A 13464-nucleotide genomic window follows, 5' to 3' on the forward strand; every position below is an offset into this window, starting at 1 on the left:
CACCATTTTGACTGTAGACTCATCCCGTTTTGAAGCGCGCATTGCTGCGCTTAAGTCACCCGAATTTCTCGCTGCGCTAAAAGATATTAAGCGCGGCGTTGAGCGCGAAGCCCTTCGTATAAACCCGAACGGTACGTTGGCACAAACACCCCATCCTAAACCGCTGGGATCTGCGCTAACCCATGATTCAATCACCACAGACTTTTCTGAATCGTTGCTTGAATTCATTACGCCGCCAGAAAACAGTGCTGCCAAAACGATTTCTCAGTTAAAAGATATCCATAAATTCGTTATTGATAATATTGGTGAAGAGCAAATATGGCCGCTAAGTATGCCATGCTTTATAGATGATGAAGCGCACATTCCCATCGCCTATTTTGGTGAGTCAAATGTGGGCAAGATGAAGCGTGTATATCGCATTGGCCTTAAAAATCGCTACGGCAGTATGATGCAGGCAATTGCCGGCGTGCATTTCAACTTTTCTCTTCCCGATACGTTTTGGAAGCTATGGGCTGAACTGAACGGAAAAGAACATTCTCAAGAGCAGACTTCAGCCGATTATTTTGGGCTTATCCGCAACTACCGCAGGTTGTGTTGGCTTATTCCTTATTTGTACGGTGCATCCCCTGCATTATGTGGATCGTTTTTAAAAGGAAAGCAGCATGCGTTACCTTTTAAAAAGGTAGGTAAGGGCACGGTATACATGCCATACGCGACATCACTTCGCATGAGTGATTTAGGCTACACAAGTGCAGAGCAATCGTCGCTTAAGATTTGTTACAACAAGCTAGACAACTATGTCACTTTGCTGCGCGATGCGATGAATACGCCGTCATCCCGGTTCAGCCAGTTTGCTGCAGGCGAAGAGGGCAATTATCAACAGTTAAGTCGCAACATCATTCAAATTGAAAATGAACTGTACTCGCCTATACGCCCTAAGCAGCCCACTCAGTCAATGGAAAAGCCAACAGACGCTTTGGTTAGACGCGGTATCAGCTACATTGAAGTGCGCGCTCTAGATGTAAATCCATTTTCGGCAATTGGTATTTCACAGACGCAATTCGATTTCTTAGATGTTTTCTTAGTGGCGTGCTTACTAATGCCAAGTGCAGAACTTGACGAAGCGCAGCTTAAAGAAGCTAAAGAGAATATGAGTAAAGTGGTGTTAGAAGGGCGAAACCCTGATTTGCTCCTGCAAAATGGCGGAGAAAATATTTCACTACCTAAATGGTGTGCCTCTCTGTTTAAGTCCTTCGAGCAAGCGGCCGAATTACTCGATTTAGCCAATGATACGTCGCGTTATACACAAGCGGTGAACATCGAGGCTGAAAAAGTGGCGGATCCGGCGCTAACACCGTCAGGTAAACTACTTGCTACTTTGCTAGAAAGCGACAAAGATAATGGCGTGTTGGGCTTAGAACTGGCACAAGCTTATCAAGCTGAGATGAAGTCTTTTGAATACACGGATACGGATGCTGCTGGTTTTGCTGCCCAAGCTGACGTGTCGTTTGCTGCTCAAAAAGAAATAGAAGCTGCTGATGTTAAAGACTTTGATACATTTATTCGTGATTATTTCGCTGAGGCCCCAGCAAAAAAAAATGCCTGACATAGGTCAGGCATCGAAGGGTTCCAGGGAAACACACATTTTACTAGAACATTAGTTAAGACAAGCTATGAACCAAAAGTTCAAAAAATTGGTTGTTTTTTTATCAACTCTCATCGTTCTTTTTCCGCTGTTTATCGCTGGGTGTGCAACTACGCCTCCTAAAGACATCAGTAATTTGTGCGAAATATTCTACGAAAAGGACGATTGGTATGATGCAGCTGCTGATGCCCGCGATAAATGGGGTGTGCCTATACATGTTCCAATGGCCATGATGTATCAAGAAAGTTCCTTCCGCCACGATGCGCTTCCACCGCGTGATTACGTTTTCTTCGGGCTTATCCCTTGGGGGCGTGTTAGTTCGGCTTATGGCTATTCACAAGCGAAAACACCTACCTGGTCTGACTATATGAGAGAAACAGATAACAGTGGTGCGGATCGTGATGATTTCGAGGACGCTATCGACTTTATGGGATGGTTTATTTACAAGTCGCAAAAAGTGAACGGTATTTCTAAATGGGACGCCTACGCGCAATACCTTAACTATCACGAAGGATGGGGCGGGTACAAACGCAGAAGCTATGATAGAAAGCCGTGGTTGAAGAAAGTGGCGTCAAAAGTTAAAGCGCGCTCGCTGCGCTACGCTACGCAACTTAAGACCTGCGAGGAAGATCTTCAAAAAGGTTGGTTTATGAAGCTGTTTAGCTAAATTAAAGAAGCGAGAAAAAGCGACGTTATAGTCGCTTTTTTTATGCGTCTATGAACGTTGATTAAAATAAGTAGAAAAATATATTGAAGAAAAAAATTGAGGAATAGACGGGCGTCTATCCCTCAGCGACGCTAAGCCAAGACCGTTTTTTACCCAACGTCGAACAGGCATTTACAAGATAGTGCAAATGAGAATGATTTGCAATACATTTTTTTGATTAATTTTATGCCTCAATATGCAACAAATTTATCTGGCCCTAATCTTGTTCTATACTTTTCAAGTGGAGGAACGTATGGATATAGACAAGTTTAGTGCGCATGGAGAAGTTCACGCTCATTTTCAAGCAGAGCAAAATATTCTACATATAGACTTAGTAGGTCCGTTTAATCTTGAGTTCATGCAAAAGTATGAGCGTGAGGTTGATGCACAAAGATTGGCGCACAAAGAAAGAATATTGATACACCGTGTTGGGGAAGCTTAGTAAATGTGCATGGTCTAGCGCTTGCGCCCATGGAGGCTACTAACGCTGGGCAAGAAATTGTTAGTAAAGCCGTAGCATTGGGTCTAATTGCTACGGCAGTGGTGCTTCATGAACCAGAAGGTGTGGCAATGCAAAAGAAGTTTTGGTCTCGTGTTTATGAATCTTCAACACTAGCATTCGAATACTTCGACGACACTGCTCAGGCAACACTGTGGTTGAGTGAAAAAGTACTTGCTTGTCTGCAGGCCCACAATGTTAATCAGTTCAATAATGCCAGACGATAGCCATAACAGCCCTAACTAGGCGAACTCGCCCTGTTAAAACTGATCTTTGCTCAGTGCTCCACTCTATCAATTGAATGAAGGCATAACAGGAGGTAGCCATGGTAGGTAGTCAGCATCAATACCGTTTTTTCAACGTCAACAATGTTCTATTCGATATACCAAGCAATGTATACTACGATAGCGTTGTCGACGGGTGGTTTAGGAATATCGCAAGAGAGGGTCAGAAACTTGATAAGTGGGTAATTCTATCTATACCCGATAAAAGTTTAACGATTACACATACTGCCGCATCTCAACTTTGCTCACGGCTTCCCTTTCTGCGAACGTATGGATGTTTGGGGTTTCTTTTGCTTGCGAACCATGTAAACGCCAAAATCTTTCAACACAGTCTTCGAGCAACACCCCCCAATTTTGATATACAAGTTAGTGAGTCGATGGAGCAGCTGTGCCGTAATGCGGAGGCGTTGCTTGGTTATGAGGGAGACCTGAACATATTCAATCGTTACAACTAAGTATGGCAAAGCCCCAATTGTGATGGCGCGACGAATATGTGGATTCGTATTAACTGTATGTTGACCTGGATCAAATAATTAGGCCGACAGCTAACCACCAGGAATCGAATTTGATCTGGATCACATCCTCTATCTAACGCCTCTTCTACTATTTACTTAGTTGAAGAGGAGATTACTTATGTTGTGGACTATGATGAAAGACCCCGTAGTATGGGGCTCACTACTCGGTATAGGCATTATTGTAGCGATGATGATGTATTACACTTATTTGTTTATGCACAACAGTGCAGATGAAGACAAATAAGTCACCATGTATGGCTGTCCAGGCGCAAATTAACGCTTGTTGTTTTGAAGCGGTATGTCGATGAGTACCAGTAGTGCTGCTTGTCCACCGTATTCGAGGGGCGCTTGATGAAATGCACGTACGTGTGGGTGCTGAACTAAGTAATGGGGCAGGGCGGCTTTTAGCACGCCCTGACCAAAACCATGCATTACGCACACGCAATCTATCAGTTCTTTTCTTGCCGTGTGAATAAGTGCGGCAAGCTCGGCTTTTGCCATCTCTCGGGTAAGGCCATGTAAATCTAACGTCATTTCTGGCGAGTAGTCGCCACGGCGCAGCTGCTTCAAAATATGCGTAGACTCACCTTCTTGGCAAAAGCGCATAGGCCCTTCTTGCGGCAACGCTGCCTGGTACATATCAGAAAAGTCGAAGCTTGCCGCTAATTGCTTGCTGTGTTTTAGGTGTTTACCTTTTACCTGCTGTGACTTCTTAAATAACTCAACTTGCTTATCAGGCTCAACTTTATCTTGTGATAAAGGCGTCACTCCCTGCATTGCATCGGCAAATGAAAAGGTCTCTTCCTCGGTATTCGTAGACATATCTCCATTACGGGCGCCTTCCTGACTCGCCTGACTTTTATGGCGATGAGGTCCAGAAAGTTGCTTCTTTAATGCTTTGAGTTCTTTTTTAAAGGTTTTCATCAACAATAGCTTGGGTAAATACACTCGAGTTTAACGATTCAAAATGCCTAAATTATAACGAATAGAAAGATTCGGTACGTAGTTAATTATGTGAATCGGTATGAAGTTTGGGTATGATACCAGCTTTAAAATTTTTGATGTACCCAAACGCCATGACCGATAAGTTTTACCTTGAAGAAGCCATTGAAGATCTGCATACCCTGTTAGATATGACACGATGGGCAACCAGCCGTTTTAACGATGCGGCTTTGTATTTTGGTCATGGTACTGACAATGCATGGGATGAAGCGACAAGCCTAGTTATGCAAGCCTTACATTTGCCTCACCCTATATTGGAACAAGTTGGGGACAGCGTAATGACGTCTCGCTTAACGAAAAGCGAGCGAGAGAAGATTGCAGAGCTTGTTTTAAAGCGCGTGCAAACTCGCATGCCATTGCCTTATATCACAAACGAAGCCTGGTTCTGCGGTATGCCGTTCTACGTAGACGAGCGAGTGCTCATTCCTCGCTCTCCATTTGCTGAACTTATTCAAAAAGAGTTTGCGCCATTTGTAGAATCTACGCCTAACAGTATTCTTGATATGTGCACGGGCGGCGCGTGTATTGCTATTGCGCTTGCTCATGCATACCCAGAGGCGCAGGTAGATGCCGTTGATATCAGCACAGATGCATTGGAAGTGGCCGATATCAATATTCAGGAGCATGGTCTTAGTCACCGTGTTTATCCCATTCAGTCTAACCTGTTTTCAAGTTTAGAAGGGCAGAAATACGACCTTATCGTGTCTAATCCGCCTTATGTTGACGCAGAGGACATGGCTGACTTGCCTGAAGAGTATCACCACGAGCCTGAGCTTGCCCTTGCCGCAGGTGAAGACGGTCTGGAACTGGTTGATATCATGCTTAAAGAGGCGCCAACTTACCTTAATGACGGTGGCTGGTTATTCGTTGAAGTTGGAAATAGCGAAGTGCACATGAGCGAAAGGTTCCCTGGCTTAGAAGTCATTTGGCTTGAGTTCGAAAATGGCGGTTCAGGTATTTTCGCAATTCAGAAAAACACATTAGTACAGTATTTTAGTAGTAAGGATTAACAGTTAATTATGTCAGGTAACAGCTTCGGAAAACTTTTCACTGTAACCACGTTTGGTGAAAGCCACGGCATTGCAATTGGCGGTGTGGTAGACGGTTGCCCTCCAGGACTTGAGATCACAGAAGAAGATCTTCAGGTTGATTTAGACAGACGTAAGCCCGGCACCTCTCGTTATACTACGGCGCGAAGAGAAGACGATGAAGTACAAATTTTATCTGGCGTATTTGAAGGTAAAACTACTGGCACCAGTATTGGTTTATTGATTAAAAATAAAGATCAGCGAAGCCAAGATTACGGCAATATCAAGGACCGCTTTCGTCCAGGCCACGCTGACTATACCTACGATCAAAAGTACGGAAGCCGTGACTACCGCGGTGGTGGGCGTTCGTCTGCACGTGAAACGGCTATTCGCGTAGCTGCAGGTGGTATTGCGAAAAAGTACCTTAAAGAAGTGCACGGTATTGAGGTATTAGGCTATTTGTCTCAGCTTGGGCCGGTAACGGTAGATAAGGTTGATCACAGCGTAACCAACACTAACCCGTTTTTCTGCCCTGATGAGTCTAAGCTTGACGCGCTGGACGAGTACATGCGAGGCCTTAAAAAGTCAGGCGACAGCATTGGCGCGAAAGTATCGGTTGTTGCGAAGAATGTGCCTGTAGGCCTAGGCGAGCCTGTTTTCGATAGGCTAGATGCTGAAATCGCCCACGCCATGATGGGAATTAACGCAGTGAAAGGCGTGGAAATTGGTGATGGTTTTGATGTTATTAATCAAAAAGGCAGTGAACACCGCGATACGCTTACTCCCGAAGGATTCACATCTAATCATGCAGGTGGCGTGCTAGGCGGCATCTCTACCGGTCAGGATATTGAAGTACACATGGCGCTTAAGCCGACCTCAAGTATTTCGGTTCCCGGTAAAACTATCAATAAAGACAATGAGGAAATCGATATCGTCACCAAAGGTCGTCACGACCCGTGTGTGGGTATCCGTGCTGTACCTATTGCCGAAGCCATGCTGGCGCTGGTATTGATGGATCATCTGCTGCGCCACCGCGCGCAAAATGCCGGTGTGCAGTCGACCACGAAACCAATTGCGGGTCAGGCATAGCAGTTTTTTAAATCGCAAGACCGCAATGCCAAGACTGCGACGTTAACGCGGATTAAAGATACACGCAGCATGAGCGCATGTCGCGCTAATTAATTTTATCATTCGCCACTGCCGGTTCTGCGCTAGTGGCGTTTTTGCATATGGAGATGTGAATTGTCACCAAATGGCCTAAACGATGCCAACAATACTGCGGCGAGCCCAGCAAGCAGCAAAACCGGCCTCTTTATTCTCGCTATCACCTACTGGCTTTACTTCGGTCAGCTTGGCGTGCTTGTGCCTTATTTAGGTATCTTCCTTGATGGGCGGGGATTTTCCTCTGCCGAAATCGGTGAACTCTTTGCGGTTATAACGCTAGCGCGTATTTTAGGGCCAGGTCTGTGGGCTGGCGTGGCCGATAAAACGGGTAATGCTATTGGCGTAATGCGTTTAGGCTGCTTGCTCACCGTACTGACTTTCAGTTCGGTGTTTTACTTCACCAGTTTTTGGGGGCTTACGCTGGCTTTCGGGTTAATGATGATGTTCTGGACAGCGGTGTTGCCTCAGCTTGAAGTTATCACCATGAACACGGTGGCGGAAACCAATGCCACGTATGGGCAAATAAGACTATGGGGGAGCGTTGGCTTTATTTGTTTGACGGTCGGTGTAGGAAAGGCCCTAGATATTTTTTCTACCGATACGCCAGTGCACGCCAGTATTGGCGTACTCGCGTTACTGTTCATCAGTACCTTGTTCATACGTGCGCCCAAAGAAGCTGCACCTGAAACGTCTACGGCGGGAAGTATTTGGAAATACGCCAAACAAAGACCTTTCGCCATCTTTATATTCGCTTCAGCGTGCTTGCAAATTAGCTTTGGTGCGTATTACGGATTTTTCGCACTTTACATGCGCGACCTTGATTACAGCGGCCAACAAACTGGTATCTTTATCGCGCTTGGGGTACTTGCCGAGGTGGGGATATTTCTTATTGCCCGCCGTCTGATTAGCCAGTTTGGCGTGTGGAATTTATTGTTTGTGAGCATCGCACTGACAGGGCTTCGCTGGTATGTCATGGCGGCATTCGCAGATACCTTTATGGTGATTGTGTTGAGTCAGCTTATTCATGCGTTAAGCTTTGGTTTAACGCATGCAGTATCGGTGCATTTTATCCACCAGTTCCTGCCGAAGGCGTATCAAAGCCGAGGGCAAGCGGTATACATCAGTATAGCGTTTGGATTAGGTGGCGCATTTGGAAACTACATGGCAGGGCAGCAGTGGCAGCAAGGCACTAACGCCTATGAGACGTTCGTTACCGCAGCCGTTTTTGCAGCAATAGGCGCACTGTCATTGTTACTGTGTTCCAGAAAAGAAATGGAAAGTGCAAAGGCGGCTTAAAATCTTGTTCTGAGGGCTGACCGCAGGCTTACGCCTGCGGTGCACGTTTACACTCTGATATCACGTCAATACCATCATCACCATTGTCTTGCTCTAAACGTACATCAAATTTCCACAGCCTGTGCAGGTGGCGCATAACTTCATCTTTTGAATCGCCTAGCGGAATTCCTCGCTGAGGAATATAGCGAAGAGTAAGCGAACGATCGCCCCTCACATCAACGTTATGTACCTGAATGTTGGGTTCTAAATTACTCAAATTGTATTGAGCAGACAGCTTCTCTTTAATAATTTGATAACCCATTTCGTCATGAATAGCGCTCACCGCAATAAAGGGCTTGGTGGTGTCATCTTCAAGGGCGAATAACTTAAAGTCGCGAATAACTTTAGGCGATAAAAACTGACTGATAAAACTTTCGTCTTTAAAGTTTTCCATGGCGAAATGCACGGTCTCAAGCCAGTCTTTTCCTGCGATACTTGGAAGATATTTATAGTCTTCTTCAGTGGGGGACTGACATACCCGTTTAATATCCATGAACATGGAAAAGCCTAACGCATACGGATTGATGCCAGAGTAATAAGGGCTGTTGTACTCTGGCTGCATTACGACACTTGAATGACTGTGCAAAAACTCCATCATGAAGCGGTCGCTGACCAAACCCTCGTCATACATCTCATTTAGAATGTGATAGTGCCAAAAACAGGCCCATCCTTCATTCATTACTTGAGTCTGTTTCTGCGGATAAAAATACTGCGAAACTTTCCGAACAATACGCACAATTTCACGTTGCCAAGGTTCAAGTAAAGGTGCGTTTTTTTCAATAAAATAAAGCAGGTTTTCTTGCGGTTCTTGTGGAAAACGAATTTTTTCTTTGTGTTTGCTATGCGGGCTATTTGGCAGGGTGCGCCAAAGCTCGTTCACTTGCGATTGCAGGTAGGCCTCGCGCTCTTCTTGTCTGTTTTTCTCTTCTTGTAACGAAATTTTCTGCGGGCGTTTGTATCGGTCAACGCCGTAATTCATTAGCGCGTGGCACGAGTCGAGCATATTTTCGACTTCATCAAATCCATATTTTTGTTCGCATTTAGCAATGTAGTTTTTAGCAAATACTAGGTAGTCGATGATAGAGCTGGCATCGGTCCAGGTTTTAAATAAGTAGTTGCCTTTGAAGAATGAGTTGTGACCGTAGCACGCATGAGCCATAACGAGCGCTTGCATGGTAATGGTGTTCTCTTCCATTAAATACGCAATGCAGGGGTCAGAGTTAATGACGATTTCGTAAGCCAGCCCCATTTGTCCACGACGGTATTGTTGCTCAGTTTGAATAAACTTTTTTCCAAAGCTCCAGTGCGTGTAGTTAAGCGGCATGCCGATGCTGGCGTAAGCATCCATCATCTGCTCTGCGGTGATCACCTCAATTTGATTGGGATAGGTGTCTAACTTAAATTTTTTGGCGATGCGATCGATATGTTGCTCATACTCTTCGATAAGTGGAAACGTCCAGTCGGGCCCATCGCTTAATAAGTGGCGTTTTGATGTTTCAGGCTTGCTGTTTTCTTTTGCCATAGCGTCGGTTGTCATATTAGGCTCCTTGCTGCGCATCTTGTTCAGAGTGTTTGAATAGCTCTCTGAACACAGGATAGATGTCGGCCTGTGTTTGTATGTGCTTACATACAAAGTTGTCGTGAGTGGCGGCCACTTTCTCGTATTCTCGCCACAAACTTTGGTGCTGCCTCTCGGTTATTTCAATATAGGCATAGTAACGGGTTGCGGGTAACAGTTTAGCGGTAAGCAAGTCACGACACTGTGGCGAGTCATCAGCCCAGTTATCGCCATCTGACGCTTGTGCTGCATAGATATTCCAGTTTCCATCGCTGTAGCGCTCGCGAACGACTTCATCCATTAGCTTCAATGCACTTGAAACAATAGTGCCGCCGGTTTCTTGAGAGTAGAAAAACTCGTGCTCGTCTACTTCCTTTGCTTGCGTGTGATGACGAATGTACACCACGTCTACATTTTCGTAGGTTCGCGTCAAAAAGAGATACAGCAAGATATAAAACCGTTTAGCCATGTCTTTGGTGGCTTGGTCCATAGAGCCAGATACATCCATTAAGCAAAACATTACGGCTTTGCTTGAGGGAAGCGGACGCTTGTCATAGTTCTTAAAGCGCAAATCGAAAGTATCAATAAAAGGCACTCGGGCTATTTTGGCTTTGAGTGCTTCAATTTCTTCTTTTAATGCATTTATGGCTAACGTATTGTCGTGCTTGTCTTCTATAAGCAGTGCAAGTTTTTCTTCAAGCTCTCTCAGTTTCTTTCTATCACTTCCGCTTAAGGCAATACGCCTTGCCACAGAGCCTTCGAGTGAGCGAACAATATCTAAATTACTTGGCACGCCATCGGTCTGATAACCTGCGCGATAGGTTTCGTATTGGGTGACTTTATCAAATTGATTTTTCTTTAAATTGGGAAGCGCTAAATCTTCAAAAAGTAGGTCTAAATATTCGTCTTTGGATATAGAAAATACGAACTCATCTTGGCCTTCGCCTTCATTGCTAGCGTCGCCTTCGCCTGCGCCCTTGCCACCGCCACCTGGCGGTCTATCAATTTTATCACCCGCTGTGAATTGGTCGTTGCCAGGGTGGACAATATCTCTACTGCCGCCGCGGCCGGTATGAAAAATTGGTTCAGAGATATCTCTGGCTGGAATGCTAATTTGCTCGCCAGAATCTAAATCGGTAACAGAACGTTTACCCACTGCATCAGAAACAGCGCGCTTTATCTGCTGTTTGTAACGCTTTATAAAGCGCTGGCGGTTTACCGTACTCTTACCTTTGCTGTTTAACCTTCGGTCAATAAAATGCGCCATACACACCTGCTTGTCTTGTTGTGAACTACAAATACCCGTGCTGAAGCACGCATTACACGCGCTTCAGCACCACATGCGTTTAGCGCTAAGACGCTTTACGTACGCGCAGGTACCATTCACACAGCAACCGAACTTGTTTTTGCGTATATCCCTTCTCGGTCATACGATTTACAAAGTCGTCGTGTTTTTTCTGCTCCTCTGCAGAGCCTTTGGTGTTGAAAGAAATAACCGGCAGTAAGTCTTCCGTGTTAGAGAACATTTTCTTCTCAATCACGGTGCGAAGTTTCTCGTAACTGGTCCATGCTGGGTTTTTGCCGCCGTTATTTGCACGGGCTCTCAAAACAAAGTTAACGATTTCGTTACGGAAATCTTTCGGATTACTTATTCCTGCAGGCTTCTCTGTTTTTTCTAACTCGGCATTCAGTGACGCTCTGTCGAACAGTTGTCCGGTTTCTGGGTCGCGATACTCTTGGTCTTGGATCCAGAAATCAGCATAGGTTACATAGCGGTCAAACAGGTTTTGCCCATATTCAGAATACGATTCTAAGTAAGCCGTTTGAATCTCTTTACCAATGAATTCCACGTAGCGAGGAATGAGGTAGCCTTTCAAAAACTCCAAATACCTATCGGCAGTTTCTTGAGGGAACTGCTCCCGTTCAATTTGACGCTCTAGTACATAAAACAAATGGACTGGGTTTGCCGCCACTTCTTGGTGATCGAAGTTAAAAACCCGAGAGAGAATCTTAAATGCAAAGCGGGTGGATAACCCCTCCATGCCTTCATCGACACCGGCGTAGTCGCGGTACTCTTGATAAGACTTGGCTTTCGGATCGGTGTCTTTCAGGCTCTCGCCATCATACACGCGCATTTTAGAAAATAGACTGGAGTTCTCTGGCTCTTTCAAGCGCGATAACACCGTAAACTGCGCTAAACACTCTAGTGTGTCTGGCGCACAGGGCGCGCCGTTAAGCTCGCTGCTGTCTAGTAACTTTTTGTAGATCTTAATTTCTTCACGTACTCGCAAACAGTACGGTACTTTTACTATATAGACACGGTCTAGGAAGGCTTCGTTATTCTTATTGTTTCTAAACGATTGCCACTCAGACTCATTTGAGTGCGCAAGTATAAGCCCATCGAAGGGAAGGGCAGAGAAGCCCTCTGTTGGGTTGTAGTTACCCTCTTGAGTTGCGGTTAATAGTGGATGCAGCACCTTAATCGGTGCTTTGAACATCTCCACAAATTCCATTAAGCCTTGATTGGCCTTACATAGTGAACCTGAATAACTGTAAGCATCAGGGTCGTTTTGTGCATATTGTTCTAAGCGGCGAATATCAACTTTACCCACCAAAGATGAAATATCTTGGTTGTTTTCGTCACCGGGTTCGGTTTTAGCGATACCCACCTGGTCGAGCACTGACGGATAAACGCGAACCACCTTAAACTGGGTAATATCGCCATTGAATTCATGCAGGCGTTTGCGTGCCCACGGAGACATGATGGTTTTTAAGTAGCGCTTAGGAATGCCGTACTCTTTTTGTAAAATGTCGCCATCTTCTTTGACATCAAACAGACAGAATGGATGGTCGTTAACAGGCGAGCCTTTCAGCATGTAAATAGGTACGTGCTGCATCAGTTCTTTAAGTCTCTCTGCCAGAGACGATTTACCGCCACCCACTGGGCCGAGCAAATAGAGAATTTGTTTCTTCTCTTCAAGACCTTGTGCGGCGTGTTTAAGGTAAGAAACGATTTGTTCTATGGCCTCTTCCATGCCATAGAATTCTGAAAAAGCTGGATAACGAGAAATAACGCGGTTTGAGAAAATGCGGCTAAGTGCCGGGTCGTTGGCAGTGTCGATTAATTCAGGCTCACCAATAGCTTGTAGCAAACGTTCTGCTGCATTTGCATAAGCGGTTTGATCCTCTTTACAAATTTCAAGGAACTCCCCAATGGTGAACTCTTCCTGTTTTCGCTCTTCATAGCGACTTTGATAGTGTTCAAAAATACCCATGAATACCCCTTAAATACGGAACCCCGTAATTTCAGCTTAGTAGGTATTTGGGAAAACGATAGTAATTATTGTGTATAGTTTTTAATCTTTTCGTCTAATGAAAAATGCAACTTTAATAAGAATTTAGTGTCACTTAATGAACAACAGTGACCCGTCCTAAGATAGGTTGACAGTTTTTAGGCCAGCTCTAGTAGCTGGCCTTTTCGATCGTGCACTTGGTTGGGAGTTTTCATGCCCAAACTAAGGTGCGGTCTCATTTCGTTGTAAATCTTGATTGATTCGGTAACGAGTATATTTAATTCCTCTATCGTTTTACACCGATAGATTAAGAACTCTTGCTTAAGTATACCGTTTATTCGTTCTGCTAATGCATTTTGATAACAGTCGTAACCATCTGTCATTGACGGCTGGATCCCATTCGCATTCAACTCATTCTGGTAGATAGCTGAACAG

Annotated in this window: 14 protein-coding genes; 9 read left to right on the forward strand and 5 right to left on the reverse strand. The window is 44.9% G+C overall.

Features of this window, described 5'->3' with window-relative positions; all coding sequences use genetic code 11:
- Positions 1-7 precede the first annotated feature (7 nt).
- The 6 genes from gshA (at position 8) to MHM87_RS19865 (ending at position 3893) form a co-directional block, all read left to right on the forward strand.
- The gene (gshA, locus tag MHM87_RS06560; RefSeq protein WP_239258165.1) at positions 8-1606 is read left to right on the forward strand and encodes a glutamate--cysteine ligase; all 1599 of its coding nucleotides are present in this window, start codon (positions 8-10) and stop codon (positions 1604-1606) included.
- A gap of 67 nt (positions 1607-1673) precedes the next feature.
- Positions 1674-2312 carry a hypothetical protein gene (locus MHM87_RS06565; RefSeq protein WP_014948754.1) on the forward strand — a complete coding sequence of 213 codons (639 nt, stop codon included), beginning with the start codon at positions 1674-1676 and terminating at the stop codon, positions 2310-2312.
- A gap of 292 nt (positions 2313-2604) precedes the next feature.
- Complete coding sequence (locus MHM87_RS06570; protein WP_239258167.1) at positions 2605-2793, forward strand: hypothetical protein; 189 nt, start codon at positions 2605-2607, stop codon at positions 2791-2793.
- Between the two features lie 5 nt (positions 2794-2798).
- Positions 2799-3077, forward strand: coding sequence for a hypothetical protein (locus MHM87_RS06575; protein WP_232380160.1), 279 nt, complete (start codon positions 2799-2801; stop codon positions 3075-3077).
- 98 nt (positions 3078-3175) lie between these two features.
- Positions 3176-3589: a hypothetical protein gene (locus MHM87_RS06580; protein ID WP_187446077.1), complete on the forward strand. Its 414-nt coding sequence runs from the start codon at positions 3176-3178 to the stop codon at positions 3587-3589.
- A 178-nt stretch (positions 3590-3767) separates the two neighbouring features.
- Positions 3768-3893, forward strand: a complete 126-nt coding sequence (locus tag MHM87_RS19865) for a hypothetical protein (RefSeq protein ID WP_012517787.1) — start codon at positions 3768-3770, stop codon at positions 3891-3893.
- 29 nt (positions 3894-3922) lie between these two features.
- On the opposite strand, the gene smrB is transcribed toward MHM87_RS19865, so the two are convergent.
- Positions 3923-4573, reverse strand: coding sequence for an endonuclease SmrB (smrB, locus tag MHM87_RS06585; RefSeq protein WP_061094556.1), 651 nt, complete (start codon positions 4571-4573; stop codon positions 3923-3925).
- A 152-nt stretch (positions 4574-4725) separates the two neighbouring features.
- Between smrB and prmB the strand changes: the two genes are divergently transcribed.
- The 3 genes from prmB (at position 4726) to MHM87_RS06600 (ending at position 8139) form a co-directional block, all read left to right on the forward strand.
- Complete coding sequence (gene prmB / locus MHM87_RS06590) at positions 4726-5661, forward strand: 50S ribosomal protein L3 N(5)-glutamine methyltransferase (RefSeq protein ID WP_061094557.1); 936 nt, start codon at positions 4726-4728, stop codon at positions 5659-5661.
- A 9-nt stretch (positions 5662-5670) separates the two neighbouring features.
- Positions 5671-6768: a chorismate synthase gene (aroC, locus tag MHM87_RS06595; protein WP_239258169.1), complete on the forward strand. Its 1098-nt coding sequence runs from the start codon at positions 5671-5673 to the stop codon at positions 6766-6768.
- Between the two features lie 153 nt (positions 6769-6921).
- Entirely contained in the window at positions 6922-8139 is a 1218-nt protein-coding gene (locus MHM87_RS06600; protein WP_202940942.1) for an MFS transporter, read from the forward strand.
- Between the two features lie 28 nt (positions 8140-8167).
- Here MHM87_RS06600 and MHM87_RS06605 read toward each other — a convergent pair whose 3' ends face one another.
- From MHM87_RS06605 to MHM87_RS06620, 4 genes are all read right to left on the reverse strand, one after another.
- Positions 8168-9715: a SpoVR family protein gene (locus tag MHM87_RS06605; protein WP_014978686.1), complete on the reverse strand. Its 1548-nt coding sequence runs from the start codon at positions 9713-9715 to the stop codon at positions 8168-8170.
- A gap of 1 nt (position 9716) precedes the next feature.
- Positions 9717-11003 carry a YeaH/YhbH family protein gene (locus tag MHM87_RS06610; protein ID WP_239258171.1) on the reverse strand — a complete coding sequence of 429 codons (1287 nt, stop codon included), beginning with the start codon at positions 11001-11003 and terminating at the stop codon, positions 9717-9719.
- 85 nt (positions 11004-11088) lie between these two features.
- Positions 11089-13011 carry a PrkA family serine protein kinase gene (locus MHM87_RS06615; RefSeq protein WP_239258173.1) on the reverse strand — a complete coding sequence of 641 codons (1923 nt, stop codon included), beginning with the start codon at positions 13009-13011 and terminating at the stop codon, positions 11089-11091.
- 176 nt (positions 13012-13187) lie between these two features.
- A partial coding sequence (locus tag MHM87_RS06620) for an integrase core domain-containing protein (RefSeq protein WP_239258175.1) occupies positions 13188-13464 on the reverse strand: 277 nt, incomplete at its 5' end.

Origin of the sequence: Alteromonas sp. Cnat3-28 (assembly GCF_022348265.1) — a bacterium.
Classification (GTDB): Bacteria; Pseudomonadota; Gammaproteobacteria; order Enterobacterales; family Alteromonadaceae; genus Alteromonas; species Alteromonas macleodii.

What these genes read in the sequence shown, in the direction of transcription:
- MHM87_RS06565 (WP_014948754.1), top strand. Translation starts at nt 1,674, where the DNA reads ATGAACCAAAAGTTCAAAAAATTGGTTGTTTTTTTATCAACTCTCATC.
- MHM87_RS06570 (WP_239258167.1), top strand. Translation starts at nt 2,605, where the DNA reads ATGGATATAGACAAGTTTAGTGCGCATGGAGAAGTTCACGCTCATTTT.
- MHM87_RS06580 (WP_187446077.1), top strand. Translation starts at nt 3,176, where the DNA reads ATGGTAGGTAGTCAGCATCAATACCGTTTTTTCAACGTCAACAATGTT.
- MHM87_RS19865 (WP_012517787.1), top strand. Translation starts at nt 3,768, where the DNA reads ATGTTGTGGACTATGATGAAAGACCCCGTAGTATGGGGCTCACTACTC.
- smrB (WP_061094556.1), bottom strand. Translation starts at nt 4,573, where the DNA reads ATGAAAACCTTTAAAAAAGAACTCAAAGCATTAAAGAAGCAACTTTCT.
- prmB (WP_061094557.1), top strand. Translation starts at nt 4,726, where the DNA reads ATGACCGATAAGTTTTACCTTGAAGAAGCCATTGAAGATCTGCATACC.
- aroC (WP_239258169.1), top strand. Translation starts at nt 5,671, where the DNA reads ATGTCAGGTAACAGCTTCGGAAAACTTTTCACTGTAACCACGTTTGGT.
- MHM87_RS06605 (WP_014978686.1), bottom strand. Translation starts at nt 9,715, where the DNA reads ATGACAACCGACGCTATGGCAAAAGAAAACAGCAAGCCTGAAACATCA.
- MHM87_RS06610 (WP_239258171.1), bottom strand. Translation starts at nt 11,003, where the DNA reads ATGGCGCATTTTATTGACCGAAGGTTAAACAGCAAAGGTAAGAGTACG.
- MHM87_RS06615 (WP_239258173.1), bottom strand. Translation starts at nt 13,011, where the DNA reads ATGGGTATTTTTGAACACTATCAAAGTCGCTATGAAGAGCGAAAACAG.